Origin of the sequence: Sphingobium phenoxybenzoativorans (assembly GCF_001757355.1) — a bacterium.
In the GTDB taxonomy this organism is placed as follows: domain Bacteria; phylum Pseudomonadota; class Alphaproteobacteria; order Sphingomonadales; family Sphingomonadaceae; genus Sphingobium; species Sphingobium phenoxybenzoativorans.
This window is the reverse complement of record NZ_MINO01000005.1, coordinates 105,076-127,159: the sequence shown is the minus strand read 5'-3', so window position 1 is coordinate 127,159 and position 22,084 is coordinate 105,076. Positions and strand designations below refer to the sequence as shown.

The window sequence follows — 22,084 nt, the reverse complement described above, 5'->3', positions numbered from 1 at the left end:
GCCGGACGCCCTCACGCCGCCGATGCCGGGACGTCCGCGGCCGAGGCCAGCGGCCCGGAGCCGAGGCATCCATAGTCCACGACGCTGAGATTGCTCTCGCCCTTGATGACCGTGAGCGCGCGGTGCGCGGTCATGATCTCCTTGCGGCCCTCGACCACCTTGTTGAAACCGGCGGCCACCGATTCGAGCACCTTCTGGCCCTTTGCGGCGGACAGGTCGGCTCCCTCGCTGGCTTCCAGCAGCGATACGGTCAACCGCGCGGTGTTGAGCAATGCGCCGTCTATCCCGGAAAACACGTTGCGGACATCGGCGGCAACGGTGTGACCGGCGGCATAGGTGAAAGTGGGCATGGCTTCTCCTTTCGCGCCCGGACGGCGCGTTGGCTTGGGTGTCGCATGGGAAGTGGGGGAGCATCTTCAGGTGCTGAGAAGATGCATCGCTCCCTCGATCAAAGTGACGATGGCGGACATCGCCAGGGCCGCGACGATCGCCACCTTGGCGATCTGGGCGAGGGTCTCGGAGACATTCAGGTCATGCTGGCGTCCTCCAAAAGGGGGAACCCGCCATGACCAGCGTGGCCGCGCGCCCTGTGGCGGTCCGGGCTTTTCGCCCGCGTCGCGCCACTCACCGCCACCTGCCGCGCCATGCTGTCCCCCATGTTGCGTCGGCGACCAGTCATCGGGCGGGGAGGCGGCCTGTGCAATGGACGCCGGTGGTGATCCTGATTTTTGGGAGTGCTCCAAATCCTGCAATCGCCGCGCCGCATCCCGGCGGTTGGTCGCGCCGGTCCGCGCCATGGCCGCCTTTACATAGGTATCGACGGTCAAGGGCGTGAGGTTCAGTTCCTTGGCGATCTCCTTGGACGACATGCCTTTCGCGACGAGGCGAAGGCAGGCCTTCTGACCTTCCGTCAGGGCATATGGCATTTCGTCCGGCACATGACCGCTATAGGCAGGCGAAAGAAGCGGTGGGTAGCGTAAGCCTCAGGAATGGATGCATCTCACCCGCAACCGGGCATCGCATCATCCTTATAGAAATCGCACACGGCGCGCCAACCTTCTTCGGCCGTTTCCACCCAGGTAATCAGGTCGAGGTCCGCCTCCGAGATGACTCCCTCCTCCGCCAGAGCGGAGAAATCGACGACCCGCGTCCAGAATTCCCGGCCGAACAGAAGGATCGGGATCGGCTTCATCTTGCCGGTCTGCACCAGAGTCAGCAGTTCGAAAAACTCGTCGAAGGTGCCAAAGCCGCCGGGGAAAACCGCCAGCGCCCGCGCGCGCAGCAGGAAATGCATCTTGCGCAGCGCGAAATAATGGAACTGGAAGCTCAATTCCGGGGTGACATAGGAGTTGGGCGCCTGCTCGTGGGGCAGAACGATATTCATGCCGATCGACTGAGCGCCGGCGTCGTCCGCGCCGCGATTGGCCGCTTCCATGATCGAGGGGCCGCCGCCTGAACAGACGACGAAATGACGGCATCCGGCCTCATTGGGCGGATAATCCGCCGCGATCCGCGCAAGCTTGCGCGCTTCGTCATAGTAACGCGCCTTCTTCGCCAGATTCTCGGCGATCAGCCGCTGCCGGTCATCGGTCGCCGCATCGATGCGAGCCTGCGCCGCCTCCGGCTCAGGGATGCGCGCCGACCCGTAAAAAACGAAAGTGGACTCGATTTTCGCTTCATCAAGCAAGAGTTCGGGCTTCAACAGCTCCAGTTGAAACCGCACCGGGCGCAGGTCCTCCCGCAGGAGAAATTCCGTGTCCTGGAACGCCAGCCGGTATGCGGCGCTGCTGGTCTGCGGGGTTTCTATCGCCTTCTGGGCGTCACGCGCTTCCTGCCGCGCGGGGCGGAACTTGCGTTCCTCTATTTCTTTTTTTGTCATGAGGCGCAGGTAGCGATCCGGGCGGCGCCTGCCAAGGTGTGAGCCATAATAGCCGCGCCCGACCCGTCAGCGGCAATAGCCGCCTTTCCCGCCCATATCGAAATGCAGATGGTCGTGATGTGCGGCGTTGTAATCCGGGCTGAGCACTGTGCGGAACCGCTTGCAGGCGCTTGTCCGGACCACGCGCAGAAACTCCCGCACCCGTTCGTCATTGCTGTTCCAGCCGGCACGAATGTCAATGCGGCGACCGTCGGCGAGAGTGAATGCAGCGACATCGACCGCATTGCTGCTGGCATGTTCGCTGAGCTTCGAACTGCCCGCAATGGGGCGGCAGTTATAGGTGCCGAAGGTTTCCACCTTCACCAGTTCGCTGCCCAGGATGAGCCGCGCGGCGGGCGTCACGCCATAACGCGCCCAGGCGGAAAAATTGGCGGCGAGGCCGCATGTCATCGCGCCGAGATTGCTGGTGGGAACGCCGATATCCGTCAGCTTCACCGCGCCGATCGCACTGCACCCGCCACCATAGCTTTTGTCGGGCAGCCGTTCGAACATGATGCCGGTGGACGCCAGCCTGCCCATGCATTGCCGCGTTTCCTCCGCCTGCGCCGCTGAAACATGGGGCGTTGTGCCGGGTCGCCGCCCAGACTTTGGACCCACGGAGCATCCCGCGAGAAGGGAAAGGATCGCCAGCGCAGCGATTGAACGGCGCTTGGCGGAAACGATCTGGATAACCCGGCTGGCCCGCATGGCGCCGGGCTATAGCATATCATGGTTAGCGCGCCACAATTAAGCTGCCGGAATATGCAATTTCGCGCTGATTTGAACGGCTTGTGCTCCGCTCACGCCCCATGCGCCGAAAAGGGCCTTTGGAGTCCCTCTTCATCGGGTGTAAAGGGACAGATAAACAGGGGGAGTCGAGCAATGAACCGCTTCGCTTATCTTGTGTTCGGCATAATATCCTATCTGATATTCTTCGCCGCCTTTCTGTATTTTATTGCTTTTGTTGGCAATTTTCCGCTGGTGCCATTTACTGTCGACCAAGGCCGGCCAATCCTGCCGGTGTGGCAGGCCGCTGCGATCGACATTTTCCTCATCGCCCTGTTCGGTGTGCAGCATAGCGTGATGGCGCGGCCCGCATTCAAGCGCGCCTGGACGCGCGTCGTGCCCGAACCGGTCGAACGCAGCGTCTATGTGCTGTCCGCCAGCATCGTTCTCATGCTGCTCTGCCATGTTTGGCATCCGATCCCCGCAGTTTTGTGGGATGCGGGGAGCGGGCCGCTGGCGATGTTGCTGCTCGCCATCTTCGCACTGGGTTGGCTGATCGTGTTGCTCAGCACATTCCTCATCAGCCATTTCGAACTGTTCGGGCTGAAACAGGTGTGGAGCAATATGCTGGGTCATGGCGCGACAGAGCCGGTATTCCGCACGCCATTCTTCTATCGGCTTGTCCGTCATCCGCTCTATAGCGGCTTCATCCTCGCCTTTTGGGCGACGCCCAGGATGACGGTGGGACATTTGCTGCTGGCGGTCGGGATGACCATCTATATTCTGATCGCGATCCGTCATGAGGAGCGAGATCTGACGGCATTGTTCGGCGAAAAATATGTGGCGTATCGCGGACGGGTCGGCATGCTGGCCCCTCGCCTGAGACGTTAGGCCAGTCTCCAGCTTCGACCTTCGTCTCCTCCTCCTTGGTGGTTGACTATTAACCGGAACTCTTTAGGAGCGCCGGCGGGCCACGCGGTCCCAACGCCGCGCGTGCTCTCTGCAAGGAGACGCATTACATGACTGACGTTACCGAAGCTGGCGCCACTATTGCGCCCGCCGCCAAGCCCGCAACCAAGCCGGCTCGCCCCTATTTCTCCTCGGGTCCCTGCGCCAAGCCTCCGGGCTGGAGCGCCGCCAAGCTGGCCACCGAATCGCTCGGCCGCTCGCATCGCGCCAAGATCGGCAAGACGCGCCTCGCCTATTGCATCGACCTGATGCGCGAGCTGCTGCGCCTGCCGGAGACGCACCGTATCGGCATCGTGCCGGGTTCCGACACGGGCGCTTTCGAAATGGCGATGTGGACGATGCTGGGCGCGAAGCCCGTCACCGCCGTCGCCTGGGAAAGCTTCGGCGAGGGCTGGGTGACGGACGCCGCCAAGCAACTCAACCTGAACCCGACCATCGTCAGGGCGGATTATGGCCAGCTTCCCGACCTGTCGCAGATCGACTGGTCGAACGACGTCCTGTTCACCTGGAACGGCACGACTTCGGGCGTGCGCGTGCCGAATGCGGACTTCATCCCGGCGGACCGCGAAGGGCTGTCCTTCGCCGACGCGACCAGCGCCGTATTCGCCTATGACATCGACTGGGCGAAAATCGACGTCGCCACCTTCTCCTGGCAAAAGGTGCTGGGCGGCGAGGGCGCGCACGGCGTGCTGATCCTTGGCCCCCGCGCCGTCGAGCGGCTGGAGACCTACACGCCCGCATGGCCGTTGCCCAAGGTGTTCCGTCTCGTTTCCAAGGGCAAGCTTGCCGAGGGCGTGTTCAAGGGCGAGACCATCAACACCCCGTCGATGCTGGCGGTGGAGGACGCGATCTTCGCGCTGGAATGGGGCAAGTCGGTTGGCGGATCGGCAGGTCTGATCAAGCGGTCCGACGCCAATGCGGCCGCGCTGGACAAGATCGTGGCGGAGCGGGACTGGCTTGGCCATCTCGCGACCGATGCGGACTCGCGCTCCAAGACGAGCGTCTGCCTGACGGTAGAGGGCGCGGACGAGGCGTTCATCAAGACCTTTGCCGGGCTGCTGGAGAAGGAAGGCGCTGCCTATGACGTCGCGGGCTATCGCGACGCCCCGGCGGGCCTGCGCATCTGGTGCGGCGCGACGGTCGACACGGCGGATATTGAAGCGCTGGGACCGTGGCTCGACTGGGCCTACGCCACCGCCAAGGCGGCCTAAGCTCTCCTCCATTAATCGTCATTCCGGCGAAAGCCGGAACCCATCTCTCCCCGCGCTCAGGCATTGCCAGGACGCACATGTGTCCCGGCTTTCGCCGGGATGACGAGATTTCAGATCTAAGGATAACCCAAATGCCCAAAGTATTAATCAGCGACAAAATGGACCCGAAGGCCGCCCAGATCTTCCGTGATCGCGGCGTGCAGGTCGACGAGATCACCGGCAAGACGCCCGAAGAATTGAAGGCGATCATCGGCGATTATGACGGTCTCGCCATCCGTTCCTCGACCAAGGTGACGAAGGAAATCCTCGACGCCGCCACGAACCTTAAGGTTATCGGCCGCGCCGGTATCGGCGTCGACAATGTCGATATCCCCTACGCTTCGTCGAAGGGCGTGGTGGTGATGAACACCCCGTTCGGCAACTCGATCACCACCGCCGAGCACGCCATCGCCCTGATGTTCGCGCTCGCCCGCCAGCTTCCCGAAGCCGACGCCTCCACCCAGGCCGGCAAGTGGGAGAAGAACCGCTTCATGGGCGTTGAGGTCACTGGCAAGGTGCTGGGCCTGATCGGCGCAGGCAATATCGGTTCGATCGTCGCCGACCGCGCGCTCGGCCTGCGCATGAAGGTCGTCGCTTACGACCCGTTCCTGACGCCGGAGCGCGCCATCGATATGGGCGTGGAGAAGGCGACGCTGGACGAGCTGCTGGCGAAGGCGGACTTCATCACGCTGCACACGCCGCTGACCGACCAGACGCGCAATATCCTGTCGAAAGAAAACCTCGCCAAGACCAAGAAGGGCGTGCGGATCGTCAACTGCGCGCGCGGCGGCCTGATCGACGAGGCTGCGCTGAAGGAAGGGCTGGACAGCGGCCATATCGGCGGCGCGGCGCTCGACGTGTTCGTGACCGAACCGGCGAAGGAAAGTCCGCTGTTCGGCACGCCCAACTTCGTATCGACGCCGCATCTGGGCGCATCGACCGACGAGGCGCAGGTCAATGTCGCGATCCAGGTTGCAGAGCAGCTCTCCGACTATCTGCTGGACGGCGGCGTCACCAACGCCCTCAACGTGCCCAGCCTGTCGGCCGAGGAAGCGCCGAAGCTGAAGCCCTATATGGCGCTGGCCGAAAAGCTGGGCAGCCTGATCGGTCAACTTGAGGGCGACGGCATCAAGGGCGTTGCGGTTGAGGTTGAGGGCCACGCCGCCGAACTCAATCCCAAGCCGATCACCGCCGCCGTGCTCGCCGGCCTGATGCGCGTCTATTCGGACACGGTGAACATGGTCAACGCGCCGTTCCTGGCCAAGGAGCGCGGTCTGGACGTGCGCGAGGTGCGTCATGACCGCGAGGGCGATTATCAGACGCTGGTCCGCGTCACCGTCACCACGGACAGCGGTGAGCGGTCGGTCGCGGGCACCCTGTTTGGCCATGCGCAGCCGCGCCTTGTCGAACTGTTCGGCATCAAGGTGGAGGCGGACCTTGCCGGGACGATGCTCTATATCGTCAACAAGGATGCGCCGGGCTTCATCGGCCGCCTCGGCTCTACCTTGGGCGCTGCGGAAGTGAATATCGGCACCTTCCATCTCGGCCGCCGCAACCAGGGCGGGGAGGCGGTTCTGCTTCTGTCCGTCGATGGCACCGTCACCGAGCCGCTGCGCTGGGAAATCTGCAACCTGGCTGGCGTGAACACGGTGAAGCTGCTGCGTTTCGCCTAAGTCACTTCATACCCAAATTCCGTTCGGGCTGAGCTTGTCGAAGCCTTGTCCTGATCTTTTCCAGGATAAGGGCAGTCCTTCGACAGGCTCAGGACGAACGGAGGGTGGATAAGCGCGCCAAATCCGCTAAAGGCCCATCCATGACTGCCGCTCCGCCCCGTGGCGCCCAGGGCTTGTTGCCTGAGGGCCTTTCCGACCGCCTGCCGCCGCAAGCGGAGGCGTCCGCGCGGTTGGCGCGCAAGGTTCTCGATACCCTGGCGGCCCATGGCTATGACCGGGTGATGCCGCCGCTCGCGGAATTCGAGGAAACATTGATTGGCCGGTTGAAGTCGGCGCGGGCGCAGGACTTGCTGCGCGTCGTAGATCCGGTGTCGCAGCGGACTCTCGCCATCCGGCCGGACATGACGGCGCAGGTCGGCCGCATCGCCACCACCCGCCTTGCCGGGGCGCAGCGGCCCCTGCGCCTGTCCTATTCCGGCCCCGTCGTTCGCCTGCGCGCCAACCAGTTACGGCCGGAGCGGGAGCGGTTGCAGGTCGGTGCGGAACTGATCGGCACGGACAGCGTCGCTGCCGCCGTAGAAATCGTCAATGTCGCGATCGAGGCGCTGCAGGCCGCCGGGGTTACTGGCATCACCATCGACTTCACTCTGCCGGATCTGATCGATACGCTGGCCGCCGGTCCGTTGCCGCTGAGCGAGGACGAGATTGAGAGCGTGCGGGCCGAACTGGACGCGAAGGATGCGGGGGCGCTTGTTGCGCTGGGCGAGGGGCCTGCCGCCTATCTGCCGCTGATCGAGGCGGCGGGGCCGTTCCACGCCGCGATGGAGAAGCTGGAGGCGCTCGACATCGGCGGCGCGCTCGCCAGCCGTATTGCGGGCCTGCGCGCCATTGCCAAGCCCATCGGCTGGGACATCACCCTGACGCTCGACCCCACGGAGCGGCACGGCTTCGAATATCAGCTCTGGTTCGGCTTCTCGATTTTCGCCGAGGGGTTTGTCGGAGAGATCGGCCGTGGCGGCAGCTACGCCATTGTCCGGCCCGATGGCAGCGAGGAGCCTGCAATGGGCTTCTCCCTCTATCCCGACCCGCTGATCGACGCCGGGTTCGGCCGGGTGGAGGCGCGGCGGGTGTTCCTGCCCATCGGCCATGATGGGGAGCAGGCGGCGAAGCTACGGGCGGAAGGTTGGCAGACGATTGCCGCCTTGTCCGAAGGCGAGGATGGCGCGGCGCTTGGCTGCACGCACTGGCTCGAAGGTGGGGCGCTCAGCGCCTATTGAGAGCGAACGCTTCGGCCAGCCAGGCGTCCACCACAGGCGTTGCGGCATAGTTCGGGTCGCCCAAAGAGCGGTTGATCTGCATATGGCCGCGTAGTCCTGTACCCTCAAAGCCCTTCACTTCGACGGGCGTTCCCGCCTTCCGCAATGCCGCCGCCAGCGCCTCCGACTGCGCCGCGCCATCCTCCCGTTGGACATGGAGAATCAGGAAGCGCGGGGCATTGGGCTTTGCGGCCTGATATGTCGGCGATAGCGCCTTCTGCCGTATGGGATCGTCCCCGAAAGCCTGCAGGTAGGTGTCACGCATGAAGCGGCCGCCCTCGGCGATCTGGCGGGGCACGTCATAGGCCGCCCCGTCCAGCGGAATCACGCCCCGGATCGCATCGGGGCCAAGACCGGCCTTCGTCAGATAGCGCATGTCCGTGCCGACCAGAGCGGCCAGATGCGCGCCCGCGCTATGCCCCATGATGGCGACGCGGCGCGGATCGAAGCCAAGCTCGCCCGCCCGCGCGATCAGCCAGGCGGTGGCGTTGGCGACGTCCTGGGCCTGCTGTTCGACGGTATTTGCGGGAACCAGCCGGTAATCGATTGAGGCGAAGGCATAGCCCAGACCGAGGAAATGCGTCACCTTCGTCCCACCGGTGGCGTTATCCTTGTCGCCGCGTTTCCATCCGCCGCCATGCACGAAAATCACCAGGGGCGGGGGCGGACCGGGTTGCGCCGCTCTCCAGAAATCCAGCTTTTGCAAAGGATCGGCGCCATAGGCCATTTCCTGCGCGGGTGGCGGTGGATCGGCCTGCCGCCGCTGCATCAGCCGGTCGCGCAACGGCCCGGCAGTCGCGATGTGGCTGTGCATCGGCATCAGCATTGTCGCGACGAACCAGACAGCCAGACCGGCAAGGATCAATCTGCGCATCGTTGCAATTCCCGCAGCCTATCGATGCGCCAGATATCGCCTTGCAGGGAGGGGCGGGTAAAGGTCCACATTTGTCATAAAGTGTAACGCCCCATCCCGCGCCGCATCCATCATGGAGCGCTTGACGCCTCCGGCGCGGGGGGCTAACCGCCGCCCCGCAGGGCGTATGCCCAACCGATTCATGCCCGGCCGCCGAGTCCTGTCGAAGGGCGGCCTGGGTTCGCTCTGGCAGGGCGGAGTCGTATATCCATGGCAAATGTGACCGTGATCGGCGCCCAGTGGGGCGATGAGGGCAAAGGCAAGATCGTCGATTGGCTGGCGGAGCGCGCCGATGTCGTCGTGCGCTTTCAGGGCGGGCATAATGCCGGGCACACGCTGGTCGTGGGCGAAAATGTCTACAAGCTGTCCCTGCTTCCCTCCGGCATCGTGCGCGGCACGCTGTCGGTGATCGGCAATGGCGTTGTCCTCGATCCCTGGCACTTCAAGGAGGAGGTCGCCAAGCTCGCGGGGCAGGGCGTCACCATCACGCCGGAAAATCTGCAGATCGCCGAGACCTGCCCGCTGATCCTGCCGTTCCACCGCGACCTTGACGGTCTGCGCGAGGATGCGAGCGGCGCTGGCAAGATCGGCACGACCCGCCGCGGCATCGGCCCGGCCTATGAGGACAAGGTCGGTCGCCGTGCCATTCGCGTGTGCGACCTTGCCCATCTCGACGATCTCGGCCCGCAGATTGACCGGCTGACGGCGCATCATGACGCCTTGCGCGCGGGCTTCAACGAGCCGCCGATCGATCGCGACGCGCTGATGGCCGAACTGCGCGCTATCGCCGACTTCATCCTGCCGTTCGCGAGACCCGTCTGGCTGACCCTTAACGAAGCCAAGAAGCGCGGCGACCGCATCTTGTTCGAGGGCGCGCAGGGGGTGCTGCTCGATGTCGATCACGGTACCTATCCCTTCGTCACTTCGTCCAACACCATTGCCGGGACGGCGGCGGGCGGATCGGGCCTTGGCCCCTCTGCGGTCGGCTTCGTGCTTGGGATTGTGAAGGCTTACACCACGCGCGTCGGCTCCGGCCCGTTCCCAAGCGAGCAGGAGAATGAGGTCGGTGAGCGGCTGGGCACGCGCGGGCATGAATTCGGCACCGTCACGGGCCGCAAGCGCCGTTGCGGCTGGTTCGACGCCGTGCTGGTGCGCCAGTCGGTTGCGGTATCCGGCGTAACCGGCATCGCGCTGACCAAGCTCGACGTGCTGGACGGCTTTGACGAGCTGAAAATCTGCACCGGATACCGGATCGGTGACCGGCATTATGATTATCTGCCCGCCCACAGCCAGGATCAGGCGAAGGCCGAGGCGGTCTATGAAACCATCGAGGGTTGGCAGGATACGACGGCTGGCGCGCGGAGCTGGGCTGATCTTCCCGCACAGGCGATCAAATATATCCGCCGGATCGAGGAGCTGATCGGCTGCCCGGTGACGCTGGTGTCGACCTCTCCCCAGCGTGACGACACGATTCTGGTGCGCGATCCCTTCGCGGATTAAGTTTACGCCTCAACGCTTGAGGAGGACGTATGACGAAGCATCGTATCTATTCGGTCAGCGTCGCCAGCGTCTATCCGCACTATGTCGCCAAGGCGGAGAAGAAGGGACGGACAAAGGCGGAAGTTGATGCTGTCATCTGCTGGCTGACCGGGCACAGCCAGGAGACGCTGGACCAGGCGTTGGCCGGCAAGGTGAGTTTTGAGGATTTCTTTGCGCACGCCCCCCGTCCAAATCCCGCGCGGTCGCTGATAACCGGCCTGGTTTGCGGTGTGCGTGTTGAGGATGTCGAGGACCCGGTAATGCGGGAGATTCGCTATCTGGACAAGCTGATCGACGAACTCGCCAAGGGGAAGGCGATGGAGAAAATCCTGAGGAAGCAGGCGGACTAGGCCGGGCCGCTCATCCCTTCAAACGCCCGAACGGCAACAATGTCCGGGACAGGTCCGCCGCCGCCTTGCCCTTATTGGCGCGAAGGGAGGGGAGGATGGCTGCGGCGTTGCGTTTCATAAGCTGATCGAGCGGCGTGACGGCCGGGGCCGCGATTGCCGCTTCCGCCAGTTTGCGGGCGCCATCCACATCGTCGCTGTCCTGCCGGATCGTCATCATCGCGGCGAGGCCGGGGAAGAAGGCGCGGTTCCGGCCAAGGGCCACCGCCCGGTCCAGCGCGGCATCTCCCATCGCCCTGCGCGCGCCAAGCACCGTGCGGGCGATGAAGCCGCCAAGCTGGTCTATGGCGTCCAGGTGCCAGCCCGCGACCACCATCTGCGCCTCCGCATCGCGCGGGTCCTTTGCCGCCAACGCCTCGAAAATCTTCAGGGATGTCTGGGCGTCAGTGCGGCTTTTCGTCAGCTTGGCGCGATAGCCGATGCCTATCCCCTTTTGCAGCGTCGCCTCCCGGTCGCCGGGGGCCTTCGCCAATATGGCGTCGGCGGTGGCGATCGCGCGGTTTATCAGGGTCAGTGCGGTTGCCTTGTCGGCTGTCTGGAACGCCGCAACGGTCAGGATTTCACGGGGCGTATCCGCCATGGCTGGGCAGGGGGCGAGCGCCGCGCAGGCTGCGACCCCAAATAGATATCCGCGCACTGGCCGTCCTTTCTTCTTAATCGAAAACGATCCGGCCCCGGCTATCCTCAGTCGTCACGGGACCTCACACTAATCATGCTTCGGCGGCGGCGTCCATTGCACAGATGCTTGGTTGATCGCCTTTTCCGCATGCGGCATGTCTTGTCCGCCCCCATGATGGAGAGACGAACCGATGGCCCTTTCGATCCTCATTCTTTACGGCTCCTACCGCGAAGGCCGGATGGGCATCCGCCTGGCCGACTATCTGGTGGCGGGTTTCAACGGGGCTGGGCATATGGCGGAGCTGATCGATGCGAAGGCGGTCGGCCTGCCCATGCTCGACAAGCGGTACAGCGACTATGCGGCGGGGGAAGCGCCGCAGGCGATGGCCGCGCTGGCGGAAAAGCTGCGCACGGCGGACGCCTTCGTCTTTGTCGCGGGCGAATATAATCGCGGGGTGCAGCCGGGCCTTAAAAATCTGGTCGATCATTATCTGGCCGAGTTCGCCCGGCGGCCCGCCGCCATCGCCAGCTATTCCGCAGGACGTCTGGCGGGGACGCACAGCAACGCAGCGTGGCACGTCACCCTGTCCGGCATGGGCATGGCGGTCATCCCCAACACGCTGACCGTGGGGCAGATCGGCCAGACGCTCGATGACAAGGCGCAGCCTATGGGTGAGGGCGGCGCGGCGCTGGAGCGCGGCTTTCCGAAGTTTGCAGATGAGTTGGTCTGGTGGGCGATGGCGGCGAAAGGCGGCCGGGGCTGATCAGCGGACGGATGTTCGCGCCATCGCCCGATCCACCCACAGCACGGCATAACCGGCCAGAATGAAACCGGCGGCAATCGCTGCGCAGTTGATGGCGACCTGCGTCCAGCCCAGTTTCACGACGTTGATGAAGGGATAGGCATAGCCGTCGCCAGACAGGCCGCGCGCCAATGCATAGGGCAGATAGAGGGCGGGATAGATCGCCCATAGCAGCGGGTCGGTGCGCTGTGATGCGCCCTTGGCGGCGAAAGCCAGCCACCAGAGCGGCACCAGCACCGGCGTCACCTTGTGCAGCAGCATATCGGCCAGGAGCGCGCCGCCGCTGAGGTCCAGCAGGCCGCGCAGCAACAGCATATAGACGATGCCGACCAGCATGATCGCCAGCATGACCCCGGTGATCATGCGGGGGGAAACGGCCCGTCCCACAACCAGGGCGGTGAACAGGATGGCGACCAGCAGGTTGGTCGTCACCGTGAAGAAACGCAGCAATATCCAGAGGGTCTGCGCGGCCGAGCCATTCTGTCCGAAGGTCGCGGCGAACTGTATGCCAAGTCCCGCCCAGGCGATGACGGCGACGCCCGCCGCCGCCAGCCGGGGCAGCGCCCCGGTCACCTCTTGCGGCTGCCGCTGACCATATCCTCGGCCAGATCCAGACCTGCCCGTCCGTGCGAGGCCGTGCGGGATGGGGCGTGGGGCCGTTCCTCATATTCCGGTTCCTCGACCTCCAGCATGCCTTCCCATTTGGTGATGACGGATGTGGCGATGGCGTTGCCGATCACATTGGTCGCGGTGCGGCCCATGTCCATGAAATGATCGACCGCGAGGATGAAGGCGACACCCTCCACCGGCAGGTTGAACTGTCCGAGCGTCGCCGCGACGACGACCAGCGAGGCGCGGGGCACGGCGGCGATGCCCTTGCTGGTGACCATGAGGACCAGGAGAATGGTGATCTGCGTCGCGATGGGCAGGTCGATATTATAGGCCTGCGCGATGAACACCGTCGCGAAGGACGCGTACATCATCGACCCGTCCAGATTGAAACTGTAGCCCAGCGGCAGCACGAAGCTGTAGATACGGCGCGGCACGCCGAACTTGTCGAGCTGCTCCAGCATCTTGGGATAGGCGGCCTCCGACGATGCGGTCGAGAAGGCGATCAGCGCAGGCTCCCGGATGTACCGGGCCAGCGTGAACATGCGCTTGCCCAGGAACAGGAAGCCGACGAACGCCAGCACCGCCCACAGCACCGAGAGCGACAGGTAAAATTCGCCGATAAGCTGCCCGAACGTCACCAGCACGCCAAGGCCCTGCGTAGTGATTGACGATGCGATCGCGCCGAATACGGCGACCGGGGCCATGCGCATGACATAACCCGTCACCTGCAGCATCAGCTCGACCAGCGATTCGACCACGGTGACGATCGGCTTGCCCTTTTCGCCAATGGCGGTCAGAGCGACGCCGACGAACAGGGAGAATACCACGATCTGAAGGATGGAATTGTCCGCCATCGCGCCGATCATGGATGTCGGGAATACGTGCAGCACGAAGTCGCGCAGGTTCAGCGCCTCCGTATTGACGCCCGATTCCGCGCCGCTCCTTACCAGGTTCAACCCTTCGCCAGGCGAGAACAGATTGACCGAGACAAGGCCGATGGAAAGCGAGATCAGGCTGGCGATGATGAACCAGGCGATCGCCCGCCCGCCGATCCGCCCCAGCGCCGCGCTGTCGCCCATATGCGCGATGCCGGCGACCAGCGTGGAGAACACCAGCGGCGCGATGATCATCTTGATCAGATGCAGGAAGATGTCGGCCAGCAGGTGGAAATAGCCAGCGACCTCCTCCGCCAGTTCCTTGTTGGGGCCTATCCAGGCATGTGCGACATAACCGGTGATAACGCCCAGAAGCATGCCGATAAGAATGAAGGAAGTAAGGCGTTTGGCCATTGGGTCCCCGGATTTACATGGTCGGGCTGCGATGGACCCGGTTCGTCTAGGCTTTGGTCGAGCCTATCAAGCTAAGACGTATGGCGCAACGCATGCCGCCAGTGGGAGGAGAGGCGAGGGCGGATTTTGCGTTCGGGATGGGGAGTATGGAGGACCCCTTGTCGTCCTTCTTCGCGGAAAGGCAGGGCTTCGGCAAGCTCAGCCCGAACGGTTGCTTTCTGGATATAATCACCCGCACTGGGCGCGGTGCAGCATCATCTGGTCGGCCAGCACAAGGGCCATCATCGCCTCCACCACCGGAACGCCGCGAATGCCGACGCAGGGGTCGTGCCGTCCTTTGGTGATGATGTCCGCCGCCTCGCCCTCGCGGGTAATGGTGTCGACGGGGATCAGGATGGAGCTTGTCGGCTTGAAGGCGATGCGGACCTTGATCGGCTGACCGGTGGAGATGCCGCCCGCAATGCCGCCCGCATGGTTCGCGCCGAACAGGGGAAGGCCGTCTGGGCCGGGACGCATCGGGTCCGCATTCTGTTCGCCGCGCAGGCGGGCGGCGGCGAATCCATCGCCGATCTCCACGCCCTTCACGGCGTTGATGCTCATCATCGCCGCCGCAAGCTCGCTGTCGAGCTTGGCGTAGAGCGGTGCCCCCCAGCCGGCGGGCACGCCGCTGGCGACGCATTCGACGACAGCGCCCAATGACGATCCGTCCTTGCGCGCGCCATCGACCAGCGTTTCCCAGCGCTTCGCAGCAACGGGGTCCGGGCAGAAGAAGGGGTTTTCGTCAATCTGTGCGGCGTCGAACCGGGCATAGTCTATCGCATCGCCGCCAATCTCGCTGACATAGGCGAAGATATCGACATCCGGGATCACCAGCCGCGCTACCGCGCCCGCTGCGACCCGGCTCGCGGTTTCCCGCGCGCTCGACCGCCCGCCGCCGCGATAGTCGCGAAAGCCATATTTGGCGTCATAGGCATAGTCGGCATGGCCGGGGCGGTACGCCTTGGCGACGTCGGAATAATCCTTCGACCGCTGGTCGACATTCTCGATCATCAGGCTGATCGGCGTACCGGTCGTCTTGCCCTCGAACACGCCGGACAGGATGCGGACCTGATCCGGTTCCTGCCGCTGCGTAGTGAATTTGGACGTGCCAGGCCGACGCTTGTCCAGGAAAGGCTGGATATCAGCCTCGCTGATCGCCAGCCCCGGCGGGCACCCGTCCACGACCGCGCCGATAGCGGGGCCATGGCTCTCCCCCCAGGTCGAGAAACGGAATACACGGCCGAAGCTGTTGAAGCTCATACCCCTCTCCCCTTGGGGGAGAGGGAGGGACCCAAGCCGGAGGCTTGGGAGGGTGAGGGGCGGGAATATATGTCAGCCAAGATTGATTGAACCACCCCTTCGATATTTCCCATCACGTCCGCATTGGAAAAGCGCAGAACATGATACCCTTCGCCAGCCATCCAAGCGGATCGCCCTTGATCCTGCGCTTCCGTACCAGCGTGAGTATCGCCGTCAACCTCGACCACTAGTCCTGCCTCGGTGCAGAAGAAATCGGCAATGAAAGGTCCGATCCACGCCTGACGGGGAAATTTTAGTCCGCCGACCTGCCGGTTGCGAAGCTTTGACCATAAATGCTTTTCGGGTTCAGTCGCCTCATGGCGCATATTGCGGACACGGATCAGTGAATCTGGGCGGTCCGGATCTGGCCGCCTCATATGCCCTCACCCTCCCACCGCTTTGCGGCGGGTCCCTCCCTCTCCCCTGCAGGGAGAGGGGGTTTTCTCACTTCTCCAGCGCCATGTCCGGCGCGTCCTCGGCCTTCATGCCGATGACGTTATAGCCTGCGTCGACATGATGGATTTCGCCGGTCACGCCGGAGGCGAGGTCGCTCAGCAGGTAAAGGCCCGCGCCGCCTACGTCATCGATCGTCACGTTGCGGCGCAGGGGCGAGTTCAGCTCGTTCCACTTGAGGATGTATCGGAAGTCGCCGATGCCGCTTGCCGCCAGCGTCTTGATCGGCCCGGCGGAGATGGCGTTGACGCGGATATTCTCCGGCCCCAGGTCCATCGCCAGATATTTGACGCTGGTTTCCAGCGCCGCCTTCGCCACGCCCATCACGTTATAATGCGGGATCACCTTTTCCGCGCCATAATAGCTGAGCGTCAGCAGCGATCCGCCATCCGGCATCAGCGCCCGCGCGCGCTTGGCAACAGCGACGAAGCTGTAGGCGGAGATGTTCATGGTCAGCAGGAAATTGTCGAGGCTGGTGTCGACATAGAGGCCGCGCAGCTCATTCTTGTCCGAAAAGCCGATGGCGTGGACCACGAAGTCCAGCGTGCCCCATTTTTCCTTGATCGTGTCGAACGTCGCGTCCAGCCCCGCCATGTCCGACACGTCGCACGGGATCAGGAAATCCGATCCGACTTCCGCGGCGAGGGGCCGCACGCGCTTTTCCAGCGCCTCGCCCTGATAGGAAAAGGCCAGTTCCGCGCCTTGCGCGTGCAGCGCCTGCGATATGCCCCAGGCCAGCGACTTGTCATTGGCGAGACCCATGATGAGGCCGCGCTTTCCCTTCATCAGGTTGCCCGTGTTAGATGCAGTCATTCGGGCTTAACCTCCTGTATTCCTGCCGCGGCATCATGTTCCTCCTCAGGAAACTCGGCCAGCGACGCATTGAGTTCGGCGCCAATTACCACGCCAAGCCCGACGAGAAAGAAAAAAATAAGCACGATCATAACACCGGCCAGGCTGCCATAGGTCAGGGCATAGCCGCCAAGCTGCCCCAGAGCGACCGGAAGCAGCAGCAATGTGCCATACCACCATGCCGTCGTCAGCACCGCGCCGGGCCATTTGGGGAAGCGCGGATCGCGATAGGCGCTGGGCGTGAGCGCGGCGAATAGAAAGTAAAGCGCGACGGCCAGGATCGCCATCGGCGCCAGCTTTGTCGCCGCCACTATGTTGATCGCGTCATCGGCGAAGGGCAGCAGGCGATGGAGAAATTCGTCGGCCGCGGTGATCATCACCTGAAGGGAGAAGGCGAACATCGCCGCCAGCACGCTGACCACGATGATGCCGATCGATCCGAGGCGATATTGCCAGAAGGCGCGGCCGCTCTTTGTGCCATAGGCGCGGCGTAATATGTCGCGGATGGTTTCTATCAGGCTACCGGTCGTCCACAGGCCGACCAGGCCGCCAAGCCAGAGAAGGCCGCTGGACGAGCGGGCGGACAGCACATCCTCTATCGGCGCGCGCAGCACGTCGGCGACGCTGGGCGGCACGGTGAACAGGAAGGCGTTGACCGCCTGTATGCCGTCCTGCGTCCGGCCGAAGATGCTGGCGATGGCGGCGGCCACGATGAAGAAGGGGAACAGCGCCACCAGCGAGAGATAGGCGAGGTTCCCGGCATGAATGAAGCCGTCCGTATAGACGCCAACCGCCACGCGCTTGACCACTTCGATGGCATAGGCCCCGTGGCGGAGGCGGTAGGGGCTGTATTTCGCGCGTTCCCGCCCATCGCGGCGATATAGCCTGCGCGCTTCGGGCGATTGGGGTGATATGTCCCTCATGCCCCTGGGATGATCCTAGACGCCCAGATTTCCGCGCACGGGCCGGGTGTCCGTCCACCCCTCCAGGAAACTCGCCAGGGCATCATCAGCGGCGGGCACATCGACGATCAGGGTGACGAGCTGGTCGCCGCGCTGGCCGTTCTTGCCCGTAAAGCCGCGCCCCTTGAGGCGCAGGGTCTTGCCGGATGACGACCCGGCGGGAACGCCCAGCATCACCGGGCCATCGACCGTCGGGACGCGGACCTTCGCGCCCTTCACGGCTTCGTTGATGGTGATGGGCAGGTCCAGCCGCACATTGTCGCCGTCGCGGGTGTAGAAGGGGTGGGGCTTGACCTCTATCGTGACGATCGCATCGCCTGCGCCGCCCGCGCCCGGCTGACCCTTGCCGGACAGGCGCATCTGCGTGCCGGTTTCCGCGCCTGCGGGCAGTTTCAGGTCGATGGTCTTGCCATCCTGCAGGGTGATGCGCTGCGGCGCCAGCGTTGCCGCATCGACGAAGCTGACGGCAAGGCGATAGGCGGTGTTTGCGCCCTTGGGGGGCGGGCCTGCGCGTCCGCCCCGGCCAAAGCCGCCAAATCCGCCGCCGCCACCGGCCGCGCGCCGTCCGCCGCCGAATATCCCCTCAAAGATATCGCCGAAGTCCGCGCCCTCGCTGTTGAATTCGAAGCCGCCGCCTTGTTGGCCGCCGCGGCCGCCGAAGCCGCCACCGCCAAACCCGCCGCCGCCGAATGGATTGGTCGGGTTGCCGTCGCCGTCAATCTCCCCCCGGTCGAAGCGTGCGCGCTTGTCCTTGTCAGTCAGAAGGTCATAGGCGCGGGTAATCTCGGCGAACTTGTCGGCCGCCTTGGGATTGTCCTTGTTCCGGTCCGGGTGATGCGTTTTGGCGAGCGTGCGGTACGCCTTTTTGATGTCGCCTTCGCTCGCGCCGCGGGCAACGCCCAATATGCTGTAGGGATCGGCCATTCTTGCCCTGTTCAGTGTCCGGATATGTTTCTGGCCTGCATGTGGCGAAGAAATGCCCGCGCTTCAAGTTTGTTGCAAAAAGCGGGAGACCCCGGAACGGACTGGTAACCTCCCAACACTCGTCCCAACACCCGTCATCGCGGACCTGATCCGCGATCCATGAGCGCAAGCCTCAGCCCGTTCGCGCTATAGAGAGCCAATGGATCCCGGATCAGGTCCGGGATGACGAAAAAGGGCGGCGGGGATCTATAATCCCCGCCGCCCCAATATCTTCCGATATTCAGTAAAGGCTTATGCAGCGAACTGGTTCATCGTGTTGTGGATGCCGCCGGCCTTCAGGGCTGCTTCGCCAGCGAAATATTCCTTGTGGTCGTCGCCGATGTCGGAACCAGACATGTTCTGGTGCTTGACGCAGGCGATGCCCTCGCGGATTTCCTTGCGCTGCACGCCCTTGACGTAACCCAGCATGCCCGCATCGCCGAAATATTCCTTGGCGAGGTTGTCGGTGCTGAGCGCGGCCGTGTGGTAGGTCGGCAGGGTGATGAGGTGGTGGAAGATGCCTGCACGCGCCGCCGCATCCTTCTGGAAGGTGCGGATCTTCTCGTCCGCCTCGTCGGCGAGCGCCGTGCCGTCATAATCGACGCTCATCAGCTTCGTGCGGTCATAGGCCGAAACGTCCTTGCCCTCGGCTGTCCACGCATCGAACACCTGCTGGCGGAAGTTCAGCGTCCAGTTGAACGACGGCGAGTTGTTGTAGACCAGCTTCGCGTTCGGGATGACTTCACGGATGCGGTCGACCATGCCGGCGATCTGCTCGATATGCGGCTTCTCGGTTTCGATCCACAGCAGGTCGGCACCGTTCTGCAGCGACGTGATGCAGTCGAGGACGCAGCGGTCCTCGCCAGTGCCCTTGCGGAACTCGAACAGGTTCGAAGGCAGGCGCTTGGGACGCAGCAGCTTGCCGTCGCGGTTCAGGATGACGTCGCCGTTGCGCGCCGTCGCCGGATCGATTTCCTCGCAATCGAGGAAGCTGTTGTAAAGGTCGCCAATATCGCCCGGCTCCTTGGAAACGGCGATCTGCTTGGTGAGGCCGGCGCCCAGCGAGTCGGTGCGGGTGACGATGATGCCGTCCTCAACGCCCAGCTCAAGGAAGGCGTAGCGGCAGGCGCGGACCTTGGCGAGGAAGTCCTCGTGCGGCACCGTGACCTTGCCGTCCTGGTGGCCGCACTGCTTCTCGTCGGACACCTGGTTCTCGATCTGCAGGGCGCATGCGCCGGCCTCGATCATCTTCTTGGCGAGCAGGTAGGTCGCCTCGGCATTGCCGAAGCCCGCGTCGATGTCCGCGATGATGGGAACGACATGGGTTTCATAATTGTCGATGGCGTGCAGCAGGCGCTGCGCCTCAACCTCGTTGCCGGTCTCGCGCGCCTTGTCCAGATCGCGGAACATCAGGCCCAGTTCGCGGGCGTCGGCCTGGCGCAGGAAGGTGTAGAGTTCCTCGATCAGCGCGGGAACGCTGGTCTTTTCGTGCATCGACTGGTCGGGCAGCGGGCCGAAGTCGGAACGCAGCGCGGCGACCATCCAGCCGGACAGATACAAATAGCGGCGGTCGGTCGACTGGAAGTGCTTCTTGATGGAAATCATCTTCTGCTGGCCGATGAAGCCGTGCCAGCAACCCAACGACTGGGTGTATTGCGCAGGATCGGCGTCATAGGCGGCCATGTCCTTGCGCATGATCGCGGCGGTATAGCGCGCAATGTCCAGACCGCTCTGGAAACGGTTCTGCAGGCGCATGCGGGCGACGGACTCGGCGCTGATGCCGTCCCAGGTGCCGCCCTGGCTCTGAATGAGGCCAGTGATCTGGCTGATATGATCTTGATAGGACATCGCGTCTTCCTCGTGGTTCGAAAACTTCGGGTTCGGAAACAGTGGCGCCCGGTTACATTGCATCGCAGCAGGGGCGTGAGAGGCGGCGAGGTCCATCTGTAAAACTTTACAGATTTTCATTGTAATGTTGTAAGGAAGATACAAACCGCAGGATTCGTGGGAATTATGGCTAACGAACGTCCAGTCTATATGGGGCCGCGCCTCAAGCGTCTGCGCCGGGACCTTGGCCTTACACAGGCGCATATGGCGGCCGACCTGGAGATATCCTCCTCCTATGTCGCCCTGCTGGAGCGCAACCAGCGGCCGCTGACCGCCGATATGCTCCTGCGCCTTGCCCGCACCTACAAGATGGACATGACGGAGCTGGCCGGGGATGGCGGGGCGGAATTTACCGCCCGGCTGCAATCCGTGCTGAAAGACCCGATGTTCGCCGACATCGACCTGCCGCCGCTTGACGCCACTGACGTCGCGACCAGCTATCCCGGCGTCACGGAGGCGCTGTTGCGGCTCTACACCGCCTATCGCGAGGAGCAGTTGGCGCTGGCCGATCATGGCGTAGAGGCGCGGGCGGCGGATGGCGCATATGATGCCGATGCGTCCGATCCGGTCGGCGATCCCGTGGCGGAGGCGCGGCGCTTCCTGGCCGCGCGCCGCAACAGCTTCCCTTTGCTCGACGATTCGGCGGAACGGCTGGCCCAGACCTTCGGAGTGCAAGGGGCGACGGGGCAGGAGGGGATCATCGGGCATCTGAAGGCGCGCTACAATCTGCGCGTCCGGCGGCTGCCCTCCGACGTGATGATGGGGTCCATGCGGCGGCTGGACCGGCATCGCGACGAATTGCTGATCGACGATTCGCTCGATGCCGCCAGTCAGATGTTCCAGCTCGCGCTCCAGCTTTCCTATCTGGAACTGCGGCGGGAAATCGACACGGTGCTGAAGGAAGGCAGTTTCGCCACCGAGGCGGGGGAGCGGCTGACGCGCAAGGCGCTGGCGAGTTACAGCGCCGCCGCCTTGCTGATGCCCTATTCCGCCTTCGCCCGCGCCGTCGAACAGCGGCGCTATGATGTGGAGGCGCTGGCCCGGCAGTTCGGCACCAGCTTCGAACAGACGGCCCACCGCCTGACGACCCTGCAGAAGCCGGGGCAGGAGCGGGTGCCCTTCTTCTTCATCCGGATCGATCCCGCCGGGAACGTGTCGAAGCGGCTGGACGGGGCGGGGTTTCCCTTCGCCCGGCATGGCGGCGCCTGTCCGCTATGGTCGGTGCATCAGGCGTTTCGCACGCCGCGCCAGATCGTAACCCAATGGCTGGAACTGCCGGACGGGCAGCGCTTCTTTTCCATCGCGCGCACGGTGACCGCGGGCGGCGGCGCGTTCGGGGCGCAGCGGGTGGAGCGCGCCATTGCGCTCGGCTGTTCCGCCGAACATGCGGGGAAGCTGGTCTATACCCGCGACCAGCCCGACGCCGCCTCCGTCGCCGCGACGCCGATCGGCGTCACCTGCCGCCTGTGCCATCGCGCCAATTGCGCCGCCCGCTCGGCCCCGCCGATCGGCCGCCAGATATTGCCCGACGACTATGTGGGTTCGAGCGCGCCGTTCACCTTCGCGGATGTTTAGCCGCGCTGCGTAAACCATCCG

The 22,084-nt window shown here is 64.0% G+C and carries 22 protein-coding genes; 8 read left to right on the top strand and 14 right to left on the bottom strand.

Going from position 1 to position 22,084, the window contains the following annotated elements:
- Positions 1-11 precede the first annotated feature (11 nt).
- The 4 genes from BHQ40_RS04665 to BHQ40_RS04650 all read right to left on the bottom strand — a co-directional run bounded on the left by BHQ40_RS04665 (position 12) and on the right by BHQ40_RS04650 (position 2,626).
- On the bottom strand, positions 12-350 hold the full coding sequence (locus BHQ40_RS04665) for a hypothetical protein (protein ID WP_070153094.1): 339 nt from the start codon (positions 348-350) through the stop codon (positions 12-14).
- Positions 351-416: 66 nt separating this feature from the next.
- Positions 417-938 carry a helix-turn-helix domain-containing protein gene (locus BHQ40_RS04660; protein WP_171905758.1) on the bottom strand — a complete coding sequence of 174 codons (522 nt, stop codon included), beginning with the start codon at positions 936-938 and terminating at the stop codon, positions 417-419.
- A gap of 62 nt (positions 939-1,000) precedes the next feature.
- Positions 1,001-1,879 (bottom strand): LOG family protein, encoded by an 879-nt coding sequence (locus BHQ40_RS04655; RefSeq protein WP_070153089.1) that lies wholly within the window; start codon positions 1,877-1,879, stop codon positions 1,001-1,003.
- Positions 1,880-1,945: 66 nt separating this feature from the next.
- The gene (locus tag BHQ40_RS04650) at positions 1,946-2,626 is read right to left on the bottom strand and encodes an extensin family protein (RefSeq protein WP_070153086.1); all 681 of its coding nucleotides are present in this window, start codon (positions 2,624-2,626) and stop codon (positions 1,946-1,948) included.
- 174 nt (positions 2,627-2,800) lie between these two features.
- Here BHQ40_RS04650 and mddA point away from each other — a divergent pair, with 174 nt between their 5' ends.
- The 4 genes from mddA (at position 2,801) to BHQ40_RS04630 (ending at position 7,813) form a co-directional block, all read left to right on the top strand.
- On the top strand, positions 2,801-3,535 hold the full coding sequence (gene mddA, locus BHQ40_RS04645; RefSeq protein ID WP_070153083.1) for a methanethiol S-methyltransferase: 735 nt from the start codon (positions 2,801-2,803) through the stop codon (positions 3,533-3,535).
- Positions 3,536-3,663: 128 nt separating this feature from the next.
- Positions 3,664-4,824 (top strand): phosphoserine transaminase, encoded by a 1,161-nt coding sequence (locus BHQ40_RS04640; protein WP_070153080.1) that lies wholly within the window; start codon positions 3,664-3,666, stop codon positions 4,822-4,824.
- Between the two features lie 131 nt (positions 4,825-4,955).
- The gene (gene serA / locus BHQ40_RS04635) at positions 4,956-6,536 is read left to right on the top strand and encodes a phosphoglycerate dehydrogenase (protein ID WP_070153077.1); all 1,581 of its coding nucleotides are present in this window, start codon (positions 4,956-4,958) and stop codon (positions 6,534-6,536) included.
- 140 nt (positions 6,537-6,676) lie between these two features.
- Positions 6,677-7,813, top strand: coding sequence for an ATP phosphoribosyltransferase regulatory subunit (locus tag BHQ40_RS04630; protein ID WP_070153074.1), 1,137 nt, complete (start codon positions 6,677-6,679; stop codon positions 7,811-7,813).
- On the opposite strand, the gene BHQ40_RS04625 is transcribed toward BHQ40_RS04630, so the two are convergent.
- Positions 7,800-8,621 (bottom strand): alpha/beta hydrolase, encoded by an 822-nt coding sequence (locus BHQ40_RS04625; protein ID WP_070153167.1) that lies wholly within the window; start codon positions 8,619-8,621, stop codon positions 7,800-7,802. The two genes, BHQ40_RS04630 and BHQ40_RS04625, sit on opposite strands and share 14 nt — an antisense overlap.
- A gap of 354 nt (positions 8,622-8,975) precedes the next feature.
- On the opposite strand from BHQ40_RS04625, the gene BHQ40_RS04620 reads away from it, so the two are divergent.
- The gene (locus tag BHQ40_RS04620) at positions 8,976-10,265 is read left to right on the top strand and encodes an adenylosuccinate synthase (protein WP_070153070.1); all 1,290 of its coding nucleotides are present in this window, start codon (positions 8,976-8,978) and stop codon (positions 10,263-10,265) included.
- 29 nt (positions 10,266-10,294) lie between these two features.
- Positions 10,295-10,654 carry a DUF2200 domain-containing protein gene (locus BHQ40_RS04615; protein WP_070153065.1) on the top strand — a complete coding sequence of 120 codons (360 nt, stop codon included), beginning with the start codon at positions 10,295-10,297 and terminating at the stop codon, positions 10,652-10,654.
- 10 nt (positions 10,655-10,664) lie between these two features.
- Here the strand turns inward: BHQ40_RS04615 and BHQ40_RS04610 are convergent, their stop codons facing one another.
- A complete protein-coding gene (locus BHQ40_RS04610) occupies positions 10,665-11,291 on the bottom strand; it encodes a hypothetical protein (RefSeq protein ID WP_253183263.1) in 627 nt (208 codons plus the stop codon).
- 229 nt (positions 11,292-11,520) lie between these two features.
- Between BHQ40_RS04610 and BHQ40_RS04605 the strand changes: the two genes are divergently transcribed.
- Positions 11,521-12,093 (top strand): NADPH-dependent FMN reductase, encoded by a 573-nt coding sequence (locus BHQ40_RS04605; protein WP_070153058.1) that lies wholly within the window; start codon positions 11,521-11,523, stop codon positions 12,091-12,093.
- Here the strand turns inward: BHQ40_RS04605 and BHQ40_RS04600 are convergent, their stop codons facing one another.
- The 8 genes from BHQ40_RS04600 to BHQ40_RS04570 form a co-directional block, all read right to left on the bottom strand.
- Positions 12,094-12,705, bottom strand: a complete 612-nt coding sequence (locus BHQ40_RS04600) for a Pr6Pr family membrane protein (protein WP_070153055.1) — start codon at positions 12,703-12,705, stop codon at positions 12,094-12,096.
- Positions 12,702-14,033 (bottom strand): dicarboxylate/amino acid:cation symporter, encoded by a 1,332-nt coding sequence (locus BHQ40_RS04595; protein ID WP_070153052.1) that lies wholly within the window; start codon positions 14,031-14,033, stop codon positions 12,702-12,704. Before BHQ40_RS04595 ends, BHQ40_RS04600 begins: the two co-directional genes overlap by 4 nt.
- Before the next feature lie 228 nt (positions 14,034-14,261).
- Complete coding sequence (gene aroC, locus BHQ40_RS04590; RefSeq protein ID WP_070153049.1) at positions 14,262-15,332, bottom strand: chorismate synthase; 1,071 nt, start codon at positions 15,330-15,332, stop codon at positions 14,262-14,264.
- Positions 15,329-15,697, bottom strand: coding sequence for an endonuclease domain-containing protein (locus BHQ40_RS24930; RefSeq protein WP_083276701.1), 369 nt, complete (start codon positions 15,695-15,697; stop codon positions 15,329-15,331). Before BHQ40_RS24930 ends, aroC begins: the two co-directional genes overlap by 4 nt.
- A 118-nt stretch (positions 15,698-15,815) precedes the next feature.
- The gene (gene fabI, locus BHQ40_RS04585) at positions 15,816-16,610 is read right to left on the bottom strand and encodes an enoyl-ACP reductase FabI (RefSeq protein WP_171905762.1); all 795 of its coding nucleotides are present in this window, start codon (positions 16,608-16,610) and stop codon (positions 15,816-15,818) included.
- A gap of 23 nt (positions 16,611-16,633) precedes the next feature.
- Positions 16,634-17,599 (bottom strand): YihY/virulence factor BrkB family protein, encoded by a 966-nt coding sequence (locus BHQ40_RS04580; RefSeq protein ID WP_070153042.1) that lies wholly within the window; start codon positions 17,597-17,599, stop codon positions 16,634-16,636.
- Positions 17,600-17,614: 15 nt separating this feature from the next.
- A complete protein-coding gene (locus BHQ40_RS04575) occupies positions 17,615-18,562 on the bottom strand; it encodes a DnaJ C-terminal domain-containing protein (protein ID WP_070153040.1) in 948 nt (315 codons plus the stop codon).
- A gap of 291 nt (positions 18,563-18,853) precedes the next feature.
- Positions 18,854-20,449, bottom strand: coding sequence for an isocitrate lyase (locus BHQ40_RS04570; protein WP_070153037.1), 1,596 nt, complete (start codon positions 20,447-20,449; stop codon positions 18,854-18,856).
- Between the two features lie 165 nt (positions 20,450-20,614).
- Between BHQ40_RS04570 and BHQ40_RS04565 the strand changes: the two genes are divergently transcribed.
- Positions 20,615-22,063, top strand: a complete 1,449-nt coding sequence (locus tag BHQ40_RS04565; protein ID WP_070153034.1) for a helix-turn-helix domain-containing protein — start codon at positions 20,615-20,617, stop codon at positions 22,061-22,063.
- The last annotated feature ends 21 nt before the right edge of the window (positions 22,064-22,084 follow it).